This is a genomic window from Mycobacterium basiliense, from assembly GCF_900292015.1.
GTDB lineage: Bacteria > Actinomycetota > Actinomycetes > Mycobacteriales > Mycobacteriaceae > Mycobacterium > Mycobacterium basiliense.
The window spans coordinates 5,554,447-5,572,501 of sequence record NZ_LR130759.1 but is presented as its reverse complement, the minus strand read 5'-3'; the positions used below and the strand labels follow the sequence as shown (position 1 = coordinate 5,572,501).

Below are 18,055 nucleotides of genomic sequence, written 5' to 3'. Positions count from 1 at the left end.
CACTTCGCTTCATGCCCCGAACACTCCCGGGCAACAACGGCTAACCGCAGTAAGGAGAAACTCCCGTGGCCGACAGCACAATCCAAGTAACACCGCAGATGCTGCGCAGCACCGCGCGTGATATCCAGGCGAACATGGAACACGCCCTGGGCATCGCCAAGGGCTACCTGGCTAACCAGGAAAACGTGATGAATCCCGCGACCTGGTCTGGCGCCGGTGTGGTTGCCTCCCACGCGACGGCCACCGAGATCACCAGTGACTTGAACAAAGTGTTGATGGGAGGCACGCGCCTCGCCGAGGGCCTGGTACAGGCGGCAGCCCTCATGGAAGCACACGAAGCCGATTCCCAGACCGCGTTCCAGGCCCTCTTCGGCGCTGGCCACGGGGCCTGACGCACGGCTACCTCACCCCAGATTCAGCTTCGGAAAGGAAGTTCACCATGGCAGACAACATCACCTATAACCCGAGTGCGGTGTCCGACTTTGCCACCGATGTCGGTGCGCGTGCCGGTCAGCTCCACATGATCCACGACGACACCGCGTCCAAAACGCATGCGTTGCAAGAGTTCTTTGCCGGTCACGGGGCGGCAGGTTTCTTCGAAGCGCAGGCGCAGATGCTATCGGGGCTGCAGGGCCTCATCGAGACGGTCAGTCAGCACGGTGCGACGACCAACCGAGTGCTGGGCAACGCGATCCAAACCGACCAGTCGATGGCGAATTTGTTCTAACTCGGGGGCACGCCCGAGGGACTTGGGACCCGAGCGAAGGTGGGGCAACCGCGCCGCGGTGCGCGTCGGCCCCACCTTCTGCATCTGGCGAGCACGTTGAGGTGAAATCGGCATGCTGACAACGACGGTGGATGGCCTGTGGGTGCTGCAGGCGGTGACCGGAGTGGAACAGACCTGCCCCGAGTTGGGGCTGCGGCCGCTGTTGCCGCGGCTGGATACCGCCGAACGTGCCTTGGCTCACCCGGTGGCGGCCGACCTCCGGGCGGCCGGCGCGCTAGACGAGTCCGGCAGCGCCGATCCGATGATTCGCGAATGGCTTACCGTGCTTGTTCGCCGTGACCTGGGGTTGCTGCTAACCATCAACGTGCCCGGACATGAGCCCACGCGAGCGGCGATCTGCCGCTTCGCCACGTGGTGGGTGGTGCTGGAACGCCATGGCAACTTGGTGCGGCTGTACCCGGCCGGGACAGCTCGCGACGAGTTCGCGGCCAGCGAGCTGGTTGTCGGGCAGGTCGAGCGGCTGTGTGGCGTCGCCGAAGCTGCGCCGCTGCGGCCGGTGACCCTGGATGCCGAGGAATTGCAGCAGTCCGTTCGGGACGGAGCCAGCCTGCGGTCGTTCTTGCTCAGCCAGCGGCTGGACGTCGACCAGTTGCAGATGGTGATGATGGCCGCCGACCCGGCACGATCGGCACACGCGGCCATTGTTGCGCTGCAGGCCGGGATCGGAGCGGAGAATATGGCGCGCATCGTTGTCGGCGATTCCGCCGTGGCCATCGTCGATACCACCGCTGGCCGCATTTGTGTAGAAAGCGTCCTGTCGGGCCGCCGCCGCTACCAAGTCCTCTCCCCGGGTTCCCGTACCGATATTGCCGGGGCGGTGCAGCGTCTTATCCGCCGCCTGCCGGCGGGCGAGGAGTGGTACTCCTATCGGCGTGTGGTCTGAATAGCATCGCCATGGAATAGCAACATCTAACGCACTTGCAGCGTTAGTCGGCAGATAAACGAGGAATCACTAATTATGTTAGCATCGCGGTCGTGACGAGCCCTTGGAATGACCCGAATATGTCGGACGAAGGAGCGCTCGGACGGGGGGATCCGTCAGCTGGGCGCAACTTCCGCGATTCGGTATCGGACACAATGCGTATTACCGATCTTGCGGCGCCTCGAAAAATTCCTCCCGGCTCAGGATGGCGCAAATTTATCTACGCCGCTTCACTGCGAAAGATAAATCCGGGTGAGTCGCCCGCGGAAAGGCATTATCGCGACTTACAGAAGCGCATTCGTCGCCATATTCGGCGGCAATATGTCATCACAATCGTGTCCGGTAAGGGCGGGGTGGGGGTCACGACGATGGTCACCTGCATCGGAGGCGTCCTTCGCGAGTGTCGGCCGGAGAACGTGATTGCGATCGATGCCGTTCCAGGGTTCGGCACGTTGGCTGACCGCATCGACGAGTCTCCGCCGGGGGATTACGCCGCAATCATCAATGACACCGACGTCCAAGGTTACGCAGATATCCGAGAACATCTGGGGCAGAACGCGGTAGGGCTCGATGTGCTGGCCGGAAATCGCACCTCCGACCAGCCCAGGCCTTTGGTGCCGGCGATGTTCTCCGGGGCGCTGTCCCGCCTGCGGCGAACCCACACCGTCATCGTCGTAGACACCTCAGCAGACCTCGAGCATGACGTGATGAAACCGGTGCTGCAGAGCACCGACACCCTGGTGTTCGTCTCGGGAATCACCGCGGATCGGTCGCGGCCGGTGCTAAGGGCGGTGGACTACCTGAGGTCGCAGGGCTATCACGAGCTGGTCGCGCGTAGCACCGTGATCATCAACCACACCGACGCAATCACCGATAGGGATGCGCTGGCCTACCTGACCGAACGGTTTACCAAGGTGGGGGCCATCGTGGAAGTGATGCCTTTCGACCCACACTTGGCCAAGGGCGGCATCATCGACACGGTGCACGAATTGAAAAAGAAGTCACGGCTGCGCCTTTTTGAAATCACGGCGGGTCTGGCTGACAAGTACATTCCTGACGCCGAGCGGATGGCGCCGTGACATCGCCGCACAAGGTTGCTTTCCCCGCGCGCTGTGCGGTCAATATCTCCTACGACAAGCACCTGTGTTCTCAGGTTTTTCCCGCCGGAATTCCGGTGGAGGGATTCTTTGAAGGAATGGTGGAGCTGTTCGACGCCGACCTGAAACGCAAAGGGTTCGACGGGGTTGCGTTGCCGGCGGGCAGCTATGAACTGCACAGGATCAATGGCGTTCGACTGGATATCAATAAAAGTTTCGATGAGCTAGGTGTTCAGGACGGCGACACTTTGGTATTGGTGCCCCGGGTGGATGGCGAGTCATTCGAGCCGCAATACGAGTCGCTGTCGTCGGGATTGGCGGCGATGGGTAGATGGCTGGGCCGCAACGGTGGTGACCGGATGTTTGCGCCGGTAACGCCGTTGACCGCCGCGCACACTGCGATTGCCATCATCGCCATGGCGGTCGGGGTGGTGGTGGCCCTGACCTTGCGGACCCGCACGTTCGTCGACAACCCAATTCCGGGCGCCGTGGCCGGCGGGATCGGGATGCTGCTGCTGCTCGGGGCGGTGGTGGTCCGGTGGGGGTGGCGGGAGCGGCGAGACCTCTTCAGTGGGTTCGGGTGGTTGGCGGTGGTGTTGCTGGCCGTGGGCGGTGCCTGCGCACCGCCCGGCGCCCTCAGCGCGGCCCACGGACTCATCGGCGTCGTCGTGGCGATTCAGGGCGCCATTGCCATCGGAGTGCTGACCAAGAACCGTTGGCAGACCGCGGTGGTCACGGTGGTGGTGACGGTGTGCGGGGTTCTTGCCGGTGTGGCCGCCATCCGGATGTTTCGGCCCGTTTCGCTGCAGGTGTTGGCGCTTTGTGTGCTCGTTGGGCTGCTCGTCCTGGTCAGGATGACGCCGACTATCGCGCTATGGGTGGCGCGGGTACGACCCCCGCACTTCGGCTCCATCACCGGGCGTGACTTGTTTGCCCGTCGGGAGGGGATGCCCGTTGACACCGTGTCGCCGGTCAGTGAGGACAGCAGTGAGGACGAGGACAACGAACTGACTGACATCACCGCGCGCGGCGCCGCGATCGCCGCTTCGGCGCGACTGGTCAATGCGGTGCAGGCGGGTATCTGTGTCGGGGTGTCGGCCATCCTGCCCGCCGCAGTTTGGGGAGTACTTGCGCCAGGGCGGGCATGGGCCTGGTTGGCGTTGTTGGTCGCCGGCCTGGTGGTGGGCCTCTTCGTCACCCAAGGCCGTGGGTTTGCCGCCAAGTATCAGGCCGTTGCGCTGGTGTGTGGGGCGGCAGCGGCGGTGTGCGCCGGCATTCTCAAGTACGCGCTGGCGGCTCCGAAGGGTGTTCCGGGCGGGCTGCTGTGGCCCGCAACAGCGGCGGCGGCGTTTGCCGCGCTGGGCTTGGCCGCGGCGCTACTGGTCCCGGCGACTCGGTTCAGGCCGTTGATCAGGCTGACCGTGGAGTGGATCGAAGTGCTGGCGATGATCGTGTTGCTACCGGCGGCTGCGGCCTTGGGAGGACTCTTCTCGTGGCTTCGCCACTAAGACAGGTGTGCGCGCGTGTCGCGGCGCTGACCGCCGCCGTCGCCTTGGTCGCCCTGTCGGTGAATGTCCCGGGTGCACAAGCAATCTCACCACCATCGGTGGACCCGGCGCTGGTGCCACCCGACGGGCCGCCACGCCCAGAGCAGCCGATGCGTCGCGCCAACAGCTGCTCCACGCCAATCACGGTGAGAAACCCGGACGTGGCACAGTTGGCTCGCGGTTTTAGCCTGCTCAACATCAGTAGGGCCTGGCAGTACAGCACCGGAAACGGTGTGCCCGTTGCGGTTATCGATACCGGGGTTTCCCCGAATCCACGACTGCCGGTGGTGCCCGGTGGTGACTACATCATGGGTGAGGACGGTCTGTCGGATTGCGACGCCCACGGCACTGTCGTCAGCTCGATCATCGCGGCTGCGCCGCAGGGGATCTTGCCGATGCCACGGGCGATGCCGGCGACGCCGGCATTCCCCCCACCGGCCGGTCCGCCACCCTCCCTTGGTGCGCCGCCACCGCCGGTGGAGGTCCCGCCTCCGGTGCTGCCACCGCCGCCGCCGACGCCGGTCACGATCACACAAACGGTTCCGCCCCCGCCTCCTCCGCCCGAGGAGGGCGCAATGGCGCCGTCCAATGGGCCGCCCGATCCGCAGACCGAGGACGAACCGGCGGTGCCGCCGCCACCACCGGGAGCTCCCGATGGAGTTGTGGGTGTCGCACCGCACGCGATCATCATCTCGATCCGGCAGACCTCACGAGCGTTCGAACCGGTCAACCCCCCGCCGACGGACCCTAACTCGGACGAAAGGGTCAAAGCGGGCACGCTAAATTCCGTGGCGCGGGCGGTAGTACGCGCGGCGAATATGGGGGCCAAGGTGATCAACATATCGGTGACCTCGTGCCTGCCTGCGGCAGCGCCAGCCGACCAGCGGGCGCTGGGGGCCGCGCTGTGGTACGCCGCCACCGTCAAGGACGCGGTGATTGTCGCGGCCGCGGGCAACGATGGCGAGGCCGGCTGCGACAACAACCCGATGTACGACCCGCTGGATCCGTCGGATCCCCGGGACTGGCATCAGGTCAAGACCATTTCATCGCCGTCCTGGTTCTCCGATTACGTGCTGTCGGTGGGCGCCGTTGACGCCAGCGGTGCCGCACTACAAAAGAGCATGTCGGGTCCATGGGTCGGGGTTGCGGCGCCGGGGACCCACATTATGGGCCTATCGCCGCAAGGCGGCGGACCGGTGAACGCCTACCCGCCGTCCCGCCCGGGTGAGAAGAATATGCCGTTCTGGGGTACCAGCTTCTCGGCGGCCTACGTCAGCGGCGTCGCGGCGCTCGTGCGGGCCAAATACCCGGACCTGAGCGCGCATCAGGTAATCAACCGGATCGTGCAATCGGCACACAATCCGCCCGCCGGGGTGGACAACAAGGTCGGGTACGGTCTGGTGGATCCGGTCGCCGCGCTGACGTTCAACATCCCGCCGGGTGACCGCATGCCCCCGGGTGCCCAAAGCCGGGTGATCACGCCGGCCGCGCCGCCCCCGCCACCAGATCACCGAGCACGCAACATCGCGATCGGATTCGTCGGCGCGGTGGTGGCCGGTGTCCTCGTGGTGGCGATCGCGGCCAGACTGCGCAGGGCACGATGACGAAGCTGACCGGGTTCAGCCCGGGCAGCAATCGTCGTGTTTTCGGAGTCTGGGTGGTGTTCCTGCTCATGTTGGCGAGCTGGACACTGGGTGGGTACATCGGCGCGCTGATCGCTGTGGTGGTGGGCGCCGCGCTGGTGTTTGTCCCGTGGTGGGGCCAGCCGGCGTGGTCGTGGGCGGTGCTGTGGCTCCGAGGCCGGCGACCGGTCGATTGGGCCGCTCCGATCACGGTGGCCAACAACCGATCCGGCGGGGGCGTGCGCGTGCAAGACGGAACCGCAGTGGTGGCGCTGCAGCTGATCGGCAAAGCGCACCGGGTGACCCGGGTGACCGGCTCGGTCACCGTCGAGACCGACAACGTTATCGACATCGTGGAACTGGTGCCGATGTTGCGCCACTCGTTGGGCCTACAACTCGACTCGATCAGCGCGGTCACCTTCGGATCTCGGCACAGCAATGTCGGCGACTACCCGCGGGTATACGACTCCGAGATCGGTACCCCGCCTTACGCGGGCCGCCGCGAAACGTGGCTGATCATGCGACTGCCGGTAATCGACAACACGCAAGCGTTGCAGTGGCGCACGTCCGTTGGGACGGCAGCCGTTTCGGTGGCCCAGCGCATCGCGAGCTTGTTGCGTTGCCAGGGTTTGCGGGCCAAGGTGGCCACCGCCACCGATCTGATCGAGCTGGATCGCAGACTGGGCTCGGACGCGGTGGCCGGTCGCACCCAGCGCTGGAAGGGCATCCGAGGGGAGGCCGGCTGGATGACCACCTATGCCTACCCGGCCGGGGCAATCACCTCGAGGGTGCTCTCCCAGGCGTGGACGCTGCGTGCTGATGACATCATCCAGAACGTCACCGTATATCCGGACGCGACCTGCACGGCGACCATCACCGTGCGCACACCGACGTCGGCGCCCACACCGCCAAGTGTGATCTTGCGCCGGCTCAATGGAGAGCAGGCCGCGGCGGCGGCGGCGAACATGTGCGTTCCGCGCCCGCACCTGCGAGGTCTGCGTCGCAGCCCGTTACCGAGTCAGCTGGTCACCGAGATCGGACCGTCCGGTGTGTTGCTGGGCAAGTTGCCCAACGGGGACCGGCTGATGGTCCCGCTCACCGATGCCGGTGAGCCGTCGCGCGTGTTCGTGGCCGCCGATGACCCGATCGCCAAGCGAATCGTGATTCGTACGGCCGGCGCCGGCGAGCGGGTCTGTGTGCACACCCGCGATGACAAGCGCTGGGCGAGCGTACGCATGCCAGAGGTCGCTGTGGTCAACGCGGCGCGGCCCGCGCCGCGCACCACGGTTAGCGTGGTGGAGTATGTCGCGCGGGGCAGCAGGGGCCGCGACGACGACGGCGGCGGTGTTGATATCGCGATCTCGCCGACACCGCGGCCCGCCACCGTGATTACCATCGCGCCGCCCGGCACCGCGTTGCCCGAAGCTCATCGCCAGGGGTTCGAGGTAACTATCCAGCAGGTAGATCGTTCCGTGCTGAATGTCAGTGCGGCAGGAGAGAATTGGCTCGTCGAGATGGATATGTTCCGCGCGGAGAACCGGTACATCAGCCTCGAGCCTGTTTCGCTGTCGATCGCCACCTAGAAGACAACAACGCAAGTTCGAGGCATGGTCGTGAAGAGCGCTAGCACCGGAAGGGCCATGGCCGCTATCGCCGCTCCGGCCTCTTGGGTCGTCGGACGCGGTCGCGGCCCGCTATCCAATAGCCAGCACGAGTGTGGCCATAGCGCCGGGGAGGGCGGGCACCATGGGTGATTTGTTAACTGCACGAAGGCATTTCGATCGAGCGATGATGACCATGGCCAGGCAAGGTGCGGCGGCGGCGTTGCCAGAATTTGTTGCTGCCACCGACGCGGATCCCACAATGGCTGACGCGTGGTTGGGGCGGATGGCTTGTGGTGACCACGCGCTGGCCTCCCTGAAGCAGCTCAACGCCAACAGTGAGTGGCTGCACCGGGAGACCACCCGTATCGGCCGCAACCTTTCTGCCGACATCCAGTTGGGTCCATATATCGGTATGACGGTGACGGATGCATCTCAGGTGGGTCTGGCTTTGTCGTCGGCGCTCACCATCGCCGGGGAGTATGCCGAAGCCGACGCGATATTGGCGAACCGCGAGTTGCTGGATTCGTGGAGCAACTATCAATGGCACCAGCTGGCCCGGACCTTCTTGATGTACGCCACCCAGCGTTGGCCCGATGTGCTGTTGGCGGCCGCGGAGGAGCTGCCGCCGCAGGCGATCATCATGTCGGCGGTGACCGCATCGGTTTGTGCGCTGGCCGCCCACGCCGCGGCGCACCTGGGGCAAGGGCGAGTCGCCCTGGACTGGCTGGACCGCGTCGACGTCCTCGGCCACAGCAGGTCATCGGCCCGGTTCGGCGCCGATGTGCTGACCGCATCGATCGGCCCCGCGGACATCCCGTTGCTAGTCGCCGACCTCGCCTATGTGCGCGGAATGGTGCACCGTCAGCTGCGCGAGGAGGACAAGGCCCAGATCTGGCTCTCGAAGGCCACCATCAACGGGGCTCTGACGGAGGCGGCCAAAGAAGCTTTGGCAGACCCGAACCTGCGCCTAGTAGTCACCGACGAGCAAACCATCGCCAGTCGCACCGACCGGTGGGACCCCTCGACGGAGAAAAGTCGTGACCAACTCGACGATGACGAGGCGGCCGGCCGGAGAGCGGAGCTGCTCGCCGAGGGCCGCGAACTGCTGGCCAAGCAGGTGGGGTTGGCAGCGGTCAAGCAGGCGGTATCGGCGCTCGAAGACCAACTCGAAGTGCGCATGATGCGGCTAGAACACGGCCTGCCCGTGGAGGGGCAGACCAACCACATGCTGCTGGTGGGGCCGCCGGGTACCGGCAAGACCACGACGGCCGAGGCGCTTGGGAAGATCTATGCCGGCATGGGAATCGTGCGCCACCCCGAAATACGTGAGGTCCGTCGGTCAGACTTTTGCGGCCACTACATCGGCGAGTCCGGTCCCAAGACAAATGAGCTGATCGAAAAGTCGCTCGGGCGAATTATTTTCATGGATGAGTTTTATTCGCTGGTCGAACGCCACCAGGACGGGACACCGGACATGATCGGCATGGAGGCGGTCAACCAGCTCCTGATCAAGCTGGAGACCCATCGCTTTGACTTCTGTTTCATCGGTGCCGGCTATGAAGACCAAGTCGATGAATTTCTGGGCGTCAACCCAGGTTTGGCCGGGCGGTTCAACCGCAAGCTGCGGTTCGAGTCGTATTCGCCGCAAGAGATCGTCGAGATCGGAAGGCGCTACGCGATGCCACGCGCCAGCCTGCTCGACGACGCCGCACGCGAAACGTTCCTGGACGCGGCGACCACGATCCGCAACTACACCACTCCCGGCGGCCTGCATGGCATCGACGCCATGCAGAACGGACGGTTCGCCCGCAACGTCATCGAACGCGCCGAAGGATTCCGCGACACCAGGGTGGTGGCCCAAAAACGTGCCGGCCGAACAGTGTCGGTTGAGGATCTTCAGTTGATCACCGCGCCCGACGTCGAAGCCGCAGTGCGCAGCGTGTGTTCGGACAACCGCGACATGTCTGCGATCGTCTGGTAGCGAGCGGCGCCCGGTGGCGAGCCATGCACGGGAAAGGTATGTGCCCATAGCGCTTTGAGCATCACCTCTGCCGCTGCGGCGCTACCCAAGCTGCGCAGCGGCAACCAGCGGTGGGATACCGTCGACGGTGCTACGCCGGATAAGCCCGCAAGGCCAGGTGACGGCAGCGACCCCCGCGGGAAAAGCCTCGTTTACGCAGCCGTTACGTCTAAACTGCAAGCAGACTGACACCCAGGTGCCAGGGCTCCACTGCGGCGAAATGAATGGAGTGATTCCGGGGTGCACCGGCTCTTGCTGATGACGGTGGTGTTAGCGATGCTGACCGCGCCGCCCGCCTTGGCCATCAGCCCGCCGTCGATCGACCCAGGTGCGGTCCCACCCGACGTGACAGGCCCCGACGAACCCACCGAACAACGAGTTCTCTGCACGGGTCCCACGACACTGCCGGAGTCCAGCTTTCACGATCCGGCCTGGAGCAACGCCTATTTGGGCCTACCCGAGGCCCACAAGTTCGCAACCGGGGCCGGGGTGACAGTGGCGGTCATCGACACCGGCGTCGACGCCTCACCACGGGTTCCGGCCGAGCCGGGGGGTGATTTTGTCGACCAGGGTGGTGACGGGCTGTCCGACTGCGATGCCCATGGCACCCTCACCGCATCAATCATTGGCGGCCGGCCGGCGCCCACCGACGGGTTCGTCGGTGTCGCACCCGATGTGCGGCTGCTGTCCTTGCGTCAGACGTCGGAGGCCTTTGAACCGGTTGGCTCGCAAGCCAACCCCAACGACCCCAACGACACGCCGGCGGCCGGGTCCATCCGCAGTCTCGCTCGCGCGGTGGTGCACGCCGCTAACCTCGGAGCAGGTGTGATCAACATTAGCGAGGCCGCCTGCTACAAGGTGAGTCGGCCGATCGACGAGGTCAGCCTGGGTGCAGCCATCAACTACGCGGTCAATGAAAAGAACGCGGTGGTCGTCGTCGCCGCCGGAAATACCGGCGGCGATTGCGCACAGAATCCGCTGCCGGACGCCTCGACCCCGGATGACCCGCGCGGCTGGAGCAAAGTGCAGACGGTCGTCACGCCGGCTTGGTACGCACCGTTGGTGTTGACGGTCGGCGGCATCGGCCAGAGCGGCGTGCCCAGTTCGTTCTCGATGCATGGACCGTGGGTGGGTGTGGCGGCGCCCGCGGAGAACATCATCGCCCTCGGTGACCACGGGGAGCCGGTCAATGCGTTGCCAGGGCGGGAAGGTCCCGTCCCGATCGCGGGAACCTCTTTTGCCGCGGCTTACGTGTCGGGCATCGCAGCCCTGGTGCGGCAACGCTTTCCCGATCTGACGCCGGTCCAGGTGATGAACCGGATCACTGCCACCGCACGACATCCCGGTGGGGGGGTGGACAATCTCGTCGGCGCGGGCGCCGCCAATGCCGTTGCCGCGTTGACGTGGGATATACCGGCCGGCACCGGACCGGCTCCCTACAGCGTCAGACGGCTGCCGCCCCCGGTTTTGGAACCAGCGCCGGATCGCGGGCCCATCAATGTCGTGGCGCTATCGGTGCTCGGCTTGGTGCTGGCGCTGGGGTTGGGCACGCTCGCCGCTCGGGCGCTGAGGCGCCGATGAGAAACCCGTTTAGCCCAATACGGTTTCGGTTTAGTACCGGTCACACATTGCTAGTCGCGGTGTTGGTTCCGCCCTCCATCATGTTGTTCCTGCACACGCGCTACTGGTGGGTGGGCTTGGTGATCGCGGTGGTGGGCGTGATCGTGGCCACCGTCACCTTCTTCGGTCGTCGGGTCACCGGTTGGGTGGCCACGGTATTCGCGTGGCTGCGCCGGCACCGCAAGCCGGTGGACGCGCCATCCGAGCCGGTGGTCGGTGCCACCGTGAAACCGGGAGATCATGTCGCGGTGCGGTGGCGGCGTGAGTGTCTGGTCGCGGTCATCGAGCTCAAGGCCCGACCGTTTACGCCAACGGTCATCGTCGACGGGCAGGCCCACACCGACGACGTGTTGGACACCCAGCTGTTGGAGGAGCTTCTGGCGGTGCATTGTCCCGACCTGGAAGCCGATGTCGTATCCGCCGGCTACCGAGTCGGCGCCACCGCGGCACCCGAGGTGGTCAACCTGTACCAGCAGGTGATCGGAGCCGATCCAGCCCCGGCCAGCCGGCGTAGCTGGATCATGCTGCGAGCCGATCCGGAACGTACCCGTAAGTCAGCGCGGCGGCGTGACGAGGGTGTTGCCGGGTTGGCGCGCTATTTGGTGGCCTCGGCGACTCGGATTGCTGATGGCCTGGCCAGCAACGGTGTCGACGCCGCATGCGGACGCAGTTTCGATGACTACGACCGCGCCATCGACATCGACTTTGTGCGGGAGAGATGGTCGATGATCAAGGGGCGCGACGCATATACCGCCGCCTACACCGCGCCAGGTGGCCCGGATCTTTGGTGGTCGGCGCGAGCGGACCACACCGTTACCAGGGTCCGGATCGCTCCTGGAATGCCGCCCCGCTCCACGGTGTTGCTGACCATGGCGGGCAAGCCCAAGACGCCGCGCGGATTCTCCCGTCTTTTCGGTGGTCAGCGGCTGGCCTTGGAGGGCCAAAATCTCGTCGCCAACCATCACTGCCAATTGCCCATCGGATCAGCGGGTGTGCTGGTCGGTGAGACGGTGAACCGGTGCCCGGTCTACATCCCGTTTGACGACGTGGACGTGAGCATCAACCTTGGTGACGCACAAACCTTCACCCAGTTCGCCGTACGCTCGGCGGCTGCGGGCGGGATCGTCACGGTCGGACCCCACTTCGAGCAGTTTGCCGCGCTGATCGGAGCGCATATCGGATCGGTGGCCAAGGTGGCGTGGCCCCACGCCACGACCTATCTTGGCCCGCATCCCGGCGTCGACACCGTGATCTTGCGGCATAACCTGGTCGGCACTCCACGGCATCGGAAATTGCCGATTCGCCGGGTTTCCCCACCTGAGGAAAGCCGCTACCAGATGGCCCTGCCCAAAAAGTAGGCAAGGCGGCCGGGGCGGGGATGAGCGCTGGTGAATTTTTTTGGTGCAAGAACCCTCCGCGTCAGCGACGATAATGGCTGTAGCACTAAGGAGGATGATCCGACATGAGCCAGCCGCAGACCGTTACCGTGGATCAGCAGGAAATTCTGAATAGAGCCAACGAGGTGGAGACGCCGATGGCGGACCCACCCACCGATGTGCCCGTTACACCCTGCGAGCTCACTGCGGCCCAAAACGCAGCCCAACAGTTGGCGGTATCCGCCGACAATATCCGCCTTTACCTGCGGGCGGGCGCGCGCGAGCGGGAACGGTTGGCGACGTCACTGCGCAACGCGGCTAAGGCGTATGGCGAGGTTGAGGAGGAGTCGGAAGCCGCGCTGGATAGCGACGGTGGCTCAGATGTGGAAGCCCAGTCGGCCGGGGGCGCGGGTGCGGGCGAGACCGAGGGTCTGCAGGACACCTCAAAGGTGGCGACCGCGGGCGAGTCGGACTTTACCGATCTCAAGACCGCCGCGACAAAGCTCGAAGCGGGTGACCAGGGCACGTCGTTCGCGCACTTCGCCGAGGGCTGGACCAGCTTCAACCTGGCACTTCAAGGGGACATCAAGCGGTTCCGGATCTTCGAGAACTGGGAAGGCGACGCGGCCACCGCCTGCGAGGCCTCCATGGATCAACAAAAAGATTGGGTCTTGCACATGGCCAAACTGAGCGCCGCACTGGCCAAGCAGGCTCAATTCGTGGCGCAACTGCATGTGTGGGCACGGCGTTCCCACCCCACGTTGGCGGATATCACGAAGCTTGAAGAGCTGGCAAAGGATCCCGACTATCAGCAGCAAGCCATCAAGCTTTACGCGGAGTACCAGGAGACATCGGAGAAGGTGTTGAGCGAGTACAACACCAAGGCAGATCTTGAGCCGGTGAATCCGCCGAAGCCTCCTCCCGCCATCAAGATCGACCCGCCGCCACCTGCGCAACCGCAGGGACTAATTCCCAGCTTCTTAATGCCGCCGAGCGATGGATCCGGGACTCCCGCCACCGGCATGACCCCGCCAATGATGCCGCCGACCGGGGGTGCGGGTGGCGGCATCCCGGCCGACGCTGGAGCTGAACTCACCTCGGCCACCCGCGAAGCCGCGGCGAACATGCCCAAGGAACCGGGAATCAAACCCATGTCACTGGGCGGCGGCGGAGGCGGTGGCCTCGGAGGAGCGGGAATGGGCGAGGCGCCGCTCGCCGGCGGCGGGGGCGAGTCGGTACGTCCTGCCGCTGCAGGCGATATCGCCGGAGCGGGCGCCGGACGGGCCGCGGGAGGTACCGGAATGGCCGGTGGTGGCATGGGGATGCCCATGGGCGCCGGTGCCCAGGGTCAGGGCAGCTCCAAGTCCAAGGGCGCCCAGCAAGACGAAGAAGCGCTCTACACAGAGGACCGGGAGTGGACCGAGGCCGTTATCGGTAATCGCCGCCGTCAAGACAGCAAGGAGACAAAGTGACCGGAATGGAGATGGACCCGCACGTCGCCGAAGCCTTAGCGTTGGCCGCGCGGTTCCAGTCGGCCCTGGACGGGACGCTCAATCAGATGAACACGGGATCCTTTCGGGGTGTCGACGAAACCGAGACCGTCGAGGTGACGATCAATGGGCACCAGTGGCTGACCGCTGTCCGCATTGAAGACGGGTTGTTGAAGGAAGTCGGCGCCGAAATGGTCGGTGCTCGGGTTAACGAGGCCCTGAGGAAAGCGCAGTCGGCGGCGTCCGCCTACAACGATGCGGCGGGGGAGCAACTGATCCAGGCACTGTCCGCCATGTCCGACACGATGAACAAAGGCTCTGCCTAGCTGCTCGCGAGGCAACGACAATTCGCGCCCCGGTGCATCATCTTGCCGGCCGGGGAAGCCGTTTCCGAGGTGGCCGCGCGGTCTGGGCCGCCATTGTTCGAATCCGCACCGGCCGCTGTGCGACGGTCCGGTGACCGCGCTAATTGGCGGTTCTGAGCTGCCGCGGGAAGCTCCCGTGTTGACCCCAAATTGCCGCATCTAGCTGGCCTTAACCTCGGTTAGGCTTGTTAACCATGACCTCCGGTACCGCCCAACAGTCGCCGCGGCCCGCCAGCGCGCGCAGCGGCCGTGGGGTCTGTGCGCCGGTTTCACGATTCACTGCGGGTACCTACCCGGCAGGTCTCGTCGCTGCGGCCAGGCTGCTGTTGGGAGGAGAGTAGGCGATGGGTATTCCGAGACCGATAGGCGAGTATGCCGGAAAGATGCTCGAGGCCGGCGGCTGGCCGGAAGCCGATGAAGACGCCTTCTACGACCGGGCGCAGGAGTACAACCGGGTTCTGCACAAGTTCACCGATGTCATGGATTCCTGCCGGCACCAGCAGGTCGAAGTTTTCGATGCTGGTGTGTGGACGGGTGGCGCGGCCAGTGCGGCCAACGGTGCCCTGGGCGCGAACCTCAAACAAATGAGCACGATGCAGGACTATCTGGCGACGGTCATTACCTGGCACCAACACGTTGCCGGGTTGATCGCCCAAGCCAAGTCGGATATCGGCAACAACGTAGATAGCGCTCAGCGCGAAATAAGCATCCTGGAAAACGATCCGGAGCTAGACGCCGATCAGCGACGAGAAGCCATCAACTCGTTGGTCCGCGCGACCCATAGCGCCAATACCAGCCTGGTGGCCCAGGCCGCCGAACAAGTTTTGGCGTCCAAAAACTGGAAGCCGCCGCACAATGCGCTTCAGGATCTACTCCATCAAGTAACACCGCCAGCCCCGGACATACCGTCTGTGGTGGTACCAACCCCGGGCAAGCCGTCACCCGAAAGGCCGACCCCGAGGCCCTTCGAACCGACACCGGTGAATCCCTACGAGCCGGTTACGCCGTCTCGCCCGATTACCCCCGGCGTCCCGCGCCCGGTTCCTCCGGTAAACCCGACACCGGGTCCGCCGCCGCATCCGGTGACCCCCGGCCAACCCGTCACACCGGTAACACCGGTTCCGCCGGTCACGCCTGGTACTCCGATCAAGCCCGGTACTCCGGGAGGGCCGGTTACGCCGATCACCCCGGTCAAACCGGGCAAGCCAACCCCCGACACCCCGGTTACCCCCGCCCCGGCACCCGCGCCCGCACCCGCGCCCGCGCCGCCGCCACCGACACCTGTCCAACCGGGTCCGGCGCCCAGCCCGCAGCCCGCCCCAGACGGGCCGCCACCACCAGATCATCCGGCGACACCGGCGGGTCCCGCTGGCCCGTCAACACCCGATTCGCCGGCAACCGAGCCGGCCCACGTAAAACCGGCGGCGGCGACGGAGGCCCCCGCAGCGCCGTCCACGCAGCCGGTGGGACCAGCCGGCCCGTCGCATGCCGACGACACTTCGGCGGCTACGGCGCCAGCGGCGGCCGGCGGTATGCCCGCTGCGGCCGCACGAGGAATGTCAGTCGGACCGGGGGCCGCTGCGGCGTCGGCGGGTGCCGGCCCAAGCGCGAGTCAGGCCGCGGCATCGAGCACGGGTTCGCGCGCCGCCTCTGGGCGTGCACCGGTGGGCCCCGCCGGGAAGGCACCGGCCACAGCTACGCCGCGGCCCGCCGCTGCGCGCACCCCCGCCCCTTCGCGTCCGGCGCCGCCCCCGGAGCCGTCCGACCAACCCGATAAAGAGAAAACCGAGTCGGCCGACGCCGTTACTCCGTCCCCGATGGTCCCCGTGTCGGCCGCCCGCGCCGCGCGCGACGCGATTGCCGCGGCCTCCCGGCGCAGCGACAAGAAGGACCCGCTGCGGTTGGCGCGACGCATCGCTGCGGCGTTGAACGCTCCCGACAGCGTCGGCAAGGGCGACTATGGGTTCTTCTGGATCACCGCGGTGACGACCGACGGTGACATCGTCGTGGCCAACAGCTACGGGCTGGCCTACATCCCCGAATGGATCCAGTTGCCGAACAACGTGTACATGGCCAGCGCCGACCACGCCATGCCCGCCGATGAGAAGGCACGTTACGCCACCTATCCCTTGTTGGCGGTGCTGGGCTGGGCGACCTATCACGACTTGAAGCTGCGCGCGGTGATCGGCACAGCGGAACAGCTGGCCAATTCCGATCCGGGTGCCGCCAAGATCCTTTTGGAAGCCGACGACATCCCGGAGAGCGGCAAGATGACCGGGCGTTCTCGACTGGAAGTGGTGGATCCCTCGGCGCAGGCCCAGCTGGCCGATACCGACGACTTGCGGCTGCTTGATCTGTTGCCACCGGCACCGACCGATGCCGATCCGCCGGACGACGAGCGCCACATGTTCTGGTTCGACCTGATGAAGCCCATGACGAGCAACGCCAGCGGCCGCGAGGTCGCCCACCTGAGGGCGTTTCGTGCCTACGCAGAACACTGCCAGGAAATCGCCCTACACCAGGCGTATCGGGCGGCCGATGCGGAGACCCAGCGTCCCGCGGTCGCCGATTGGCTGTATTGGCGATATGTCGCCGGATTGCTCAACGAGGCGCTCGCAGACGTCTCGTGACCGTAGATTGGCGGCGTCCGCTCCCAGGGCGGGCTGCCGCTGTCGGCGCATCCGCAAGATGGTCATCGGAAACGCGACACGAGCTTTCCGACACTCGCGCTGACCCTGGGTTGGGAATCGATAACGAGCACGGCCAGCACCGAGGTGCGTAGCAACCGGCTTGGTGGCAGCGGCTCCTAGATCGGCGTTTCGCGCGGGCCGGCCGACGCATCGCCACCGGTCGTGCTCTCGACGGGAGCGCTCACCAACGTGGCGTGACCCGCGGCGGCACCGTCGTCAGCGGCGGCCAGGTCATTACCCTCCTGGTCGTCCTCGGTCAGCTCGCCGTCCTCCTCCGGCTTGGTGTCGGAGACCAACTGGGCCGGTGCTGCGCCTTGGGAGCCCTGCGAACCAGCCTGTTGTGCCGATTGGCTGATGGTCTGCGCAATCGGAGATGCTTGCTGGGCCATCTGGCCGGCCTGCGGTGCCAGCTGAACCATCTGCGGTACCGTGGCGGCCACGCGCGGTGCCAATTCGTCGGCCTGCGCGCCCACCGTCTCACTGAGCTGTGACGCCGCGGCTGCGGGTGCCCCGAGCGCCTGGGTGGCGGGCGCTCCCAGCAGTTGGCTGGTTTGTCCGGTCAGGCCGGCCGACGCCACCTCAGCCACGTTGTTGGTTCCAAGCGTTTGGCCGTCAGCGCCGAATTGATATTGCGTTAGTGCGTCGCCCAGCGACTGATCGGCTTTAGCATAGATATCGGCGGCCGTGGACATGCTCGTTGCCGTCCGTTTTAGGGCGGCGCTGACACCGGGCAAACCGTCGGAAACCAGCGATTCGATGCCGGGCATGGTCTCGTTGATCGCCGACGACACCGGGTCGGACCCTGTTGCTGCGAACGGTGCGGGAGCCGTTGGAAACACCAGATCGGCGAGTTTGCTTCCGGCCGCGATCAGGCGGGCGGGATCGACGGCCAGCGGTTCAGCCATCAGACGATCC

The 18,055-nt window shown here is 65.6% G+C and carries 14 protein-coding genes; 13 read left to right on the top strand and 1 reads right to left on the bottom strand.

All coding sequences use genetic code 11. The annotated features are described in order from the left end of the window. Positions 1-65: 65 nt before the first annotated feature. The 13 genes from MB901379_RS23695 (at position 66) to MB901379_RS23635 (ending at position 17,080) form a co-directional block, all read left to right on the top strand. Entirely contained in the window at positions 66-392 is a 327-nt protein-coding gene (locus MB901379_RS23695; RefSeq protein WP_158018819.1) for a WXG100 family type VII secretion target, read from the top strand. Between the two features lie 47 nt (positions 393-439). After that, positions 440-727 carry a WXG100 family type VII secretion target gene (locus MB901379_RS23690; RefSeq protein ID WP_158018818.1) on the top strand — a complete coding sequence of 96 codons (288 nt, stop codon included), beginning with the start codon at positions 440-442 and terminating at the stop codon, positions 725-727. A gap of 112 nt (positions 728-839) precedes the next feature. Continuing rightward, positions 840-1,670, top strand: a complete 831-nt coding sequence (locus tag MB901379_RS23685) for an ESX secretion-associated protein EspG (protein WP_158018817.1) — start codon at positions 840-842, stop codon at positions 1,668-1,670. Positions 1,671-1,762: 92 nt separating this feature from the next. Further along, on the top strand, positions 1,763-2,788 hold the full coding sequence (locus MB901379_RS23680; protein WP_158018816.1) for a MinD/ParA family ATP-binding protein: 1,026 nt from the start codon (positions 1,763-1,765) through the stop codon (positions 2,786-2,788). Further along, a complete protein-coding gene (gene eccD / locus MB901379_RS23675; protein WP_158018815.1) occupies positions 2,785-4,314 on the top strand; it encodes a type VII secretion integral membrane protein EccD in 1,530 nt (509 codons plus the stop codon). Before MB901379_RS23680 ends, eccD begins: the two co-directional genes overlap by 4 nt. Continuing rightward, positions 4,299-5,957, top strand: coding sequence for a type VII secretion-associated serine protease mycosin (mycP, locus tag MB901379_RS23670; protein WP_158018814.1), 1,659 nt, complete (start codon positions 4,299-4,301; stop codon positions 5,955-5,957). Before eccD ends, mycP (MB901379_RS23670) begins: the two co-directional genes overlap by 16 nt. Beyond that, positions 5,954-7,558, top strand: a complete 1,605-nt coding sequence (gene eccE, locus MB901379_RS23665) for a type VII secretion protein EccE (RefSeq protein ID WP_158018813.1) — start codon at positions 5,954-5,956, stop codon at positions 7,556-7,558. Before mycP (MB901379_RS23670) ends, eccE (MB901379_RS23665) begins: the two co-directional genes overlap by 4 nt. 163 nt (positions 7,559-7,721) lie before the next feature. After that, a complete protein-coding gene (gene eccA / locus MB901379_RS23660) occupies positions 7,722-9,560 on the top strand; it encodes a type VII secretion AAA-ATPase EccA (protein ID WP_158018812.1) in 1,839 nt (612 codons plus the stop codon). Positions 9,561-9,839: 279 nt separating this feature from the next. Further along, the gene (mycP, locus tag MB901379_RS23655; protein WP_158018811.1) at positions 9,840-11,180 is read left to right on the top strand and encodes a type VII secretion-associated serine protease mycosin; all 1,341 of its coding nucleotides are present in this window, start codon (positions 9,840-9,842) and stop codon (positions 11,178-11,180) included. Next, positions 11,177-12,577, top strand: coding sequence for a type VII secretion protein EccE (gene eccE / locus MB901379_RS23650; RefSeq protein WP_158018810.1), 1,401 nt, complete (start codon positions 11,177-11,179; stop codon positions 12,575-12,577). The genes mycP (MB901379_RS23655) and eccE (MB901379_RS23650) overlap by 4 nt, the downstream gene beginning before the upstream one ends. Before the next feature lie 104 nt (positions 12,578-12,681). Continuing rightward, positions 12,682-14,067, top strand: coding sequence for an EspB family ESX-1 secretion system-associated protein (espB, locus tag MB901379_RS23645; protein WP_158018809.1), 1,386 nt, complete (start codon positions 12,682-12,684; stop codon positions 14,065-14,067). Positions 14,068-14,072: 5 nt separating this feature from the next. Beyond that, positions 14,073-14,411, top strand: coding sequence for a YbaB/EbfC family nucleoid-associated protein (locus MB901379_RS23640; protein ID WP_408632401.1), 339 nt, complete (start codon positions 14,073-14,075; stop codon positions 14,409-14,411). Between the two features lie 383 nt (positions 14,412-14,794). After that, complete coding sequence (locus tag MB901379_RS23635) at positions 14,795-17,080, top strand: secretion protein EspK (protein ID WP_158018807.1); 2,286 nt, start codon at positions 14,795-14,797, stop codon at positions 17,078-17,080. A 176-nt stretch (positions 17,081-17,256) separates the two neighbouring features. Here the strand turns inward: MB901379_RS23635 and MB901379_RS23630 are convergent, their stop codons facing one another. Next, positions 17,257-18,045, bottom strand: a complete 789-nt coding sequence (locus tag MB901379_RS23630; protein WP_158018806.1) for a hypothetical protein — start codon at positions 18,043-18,045, stop codon at positions 17,257-17,259. Positions 18,046-18,055 lie beyond the last annotated feature (10 nt).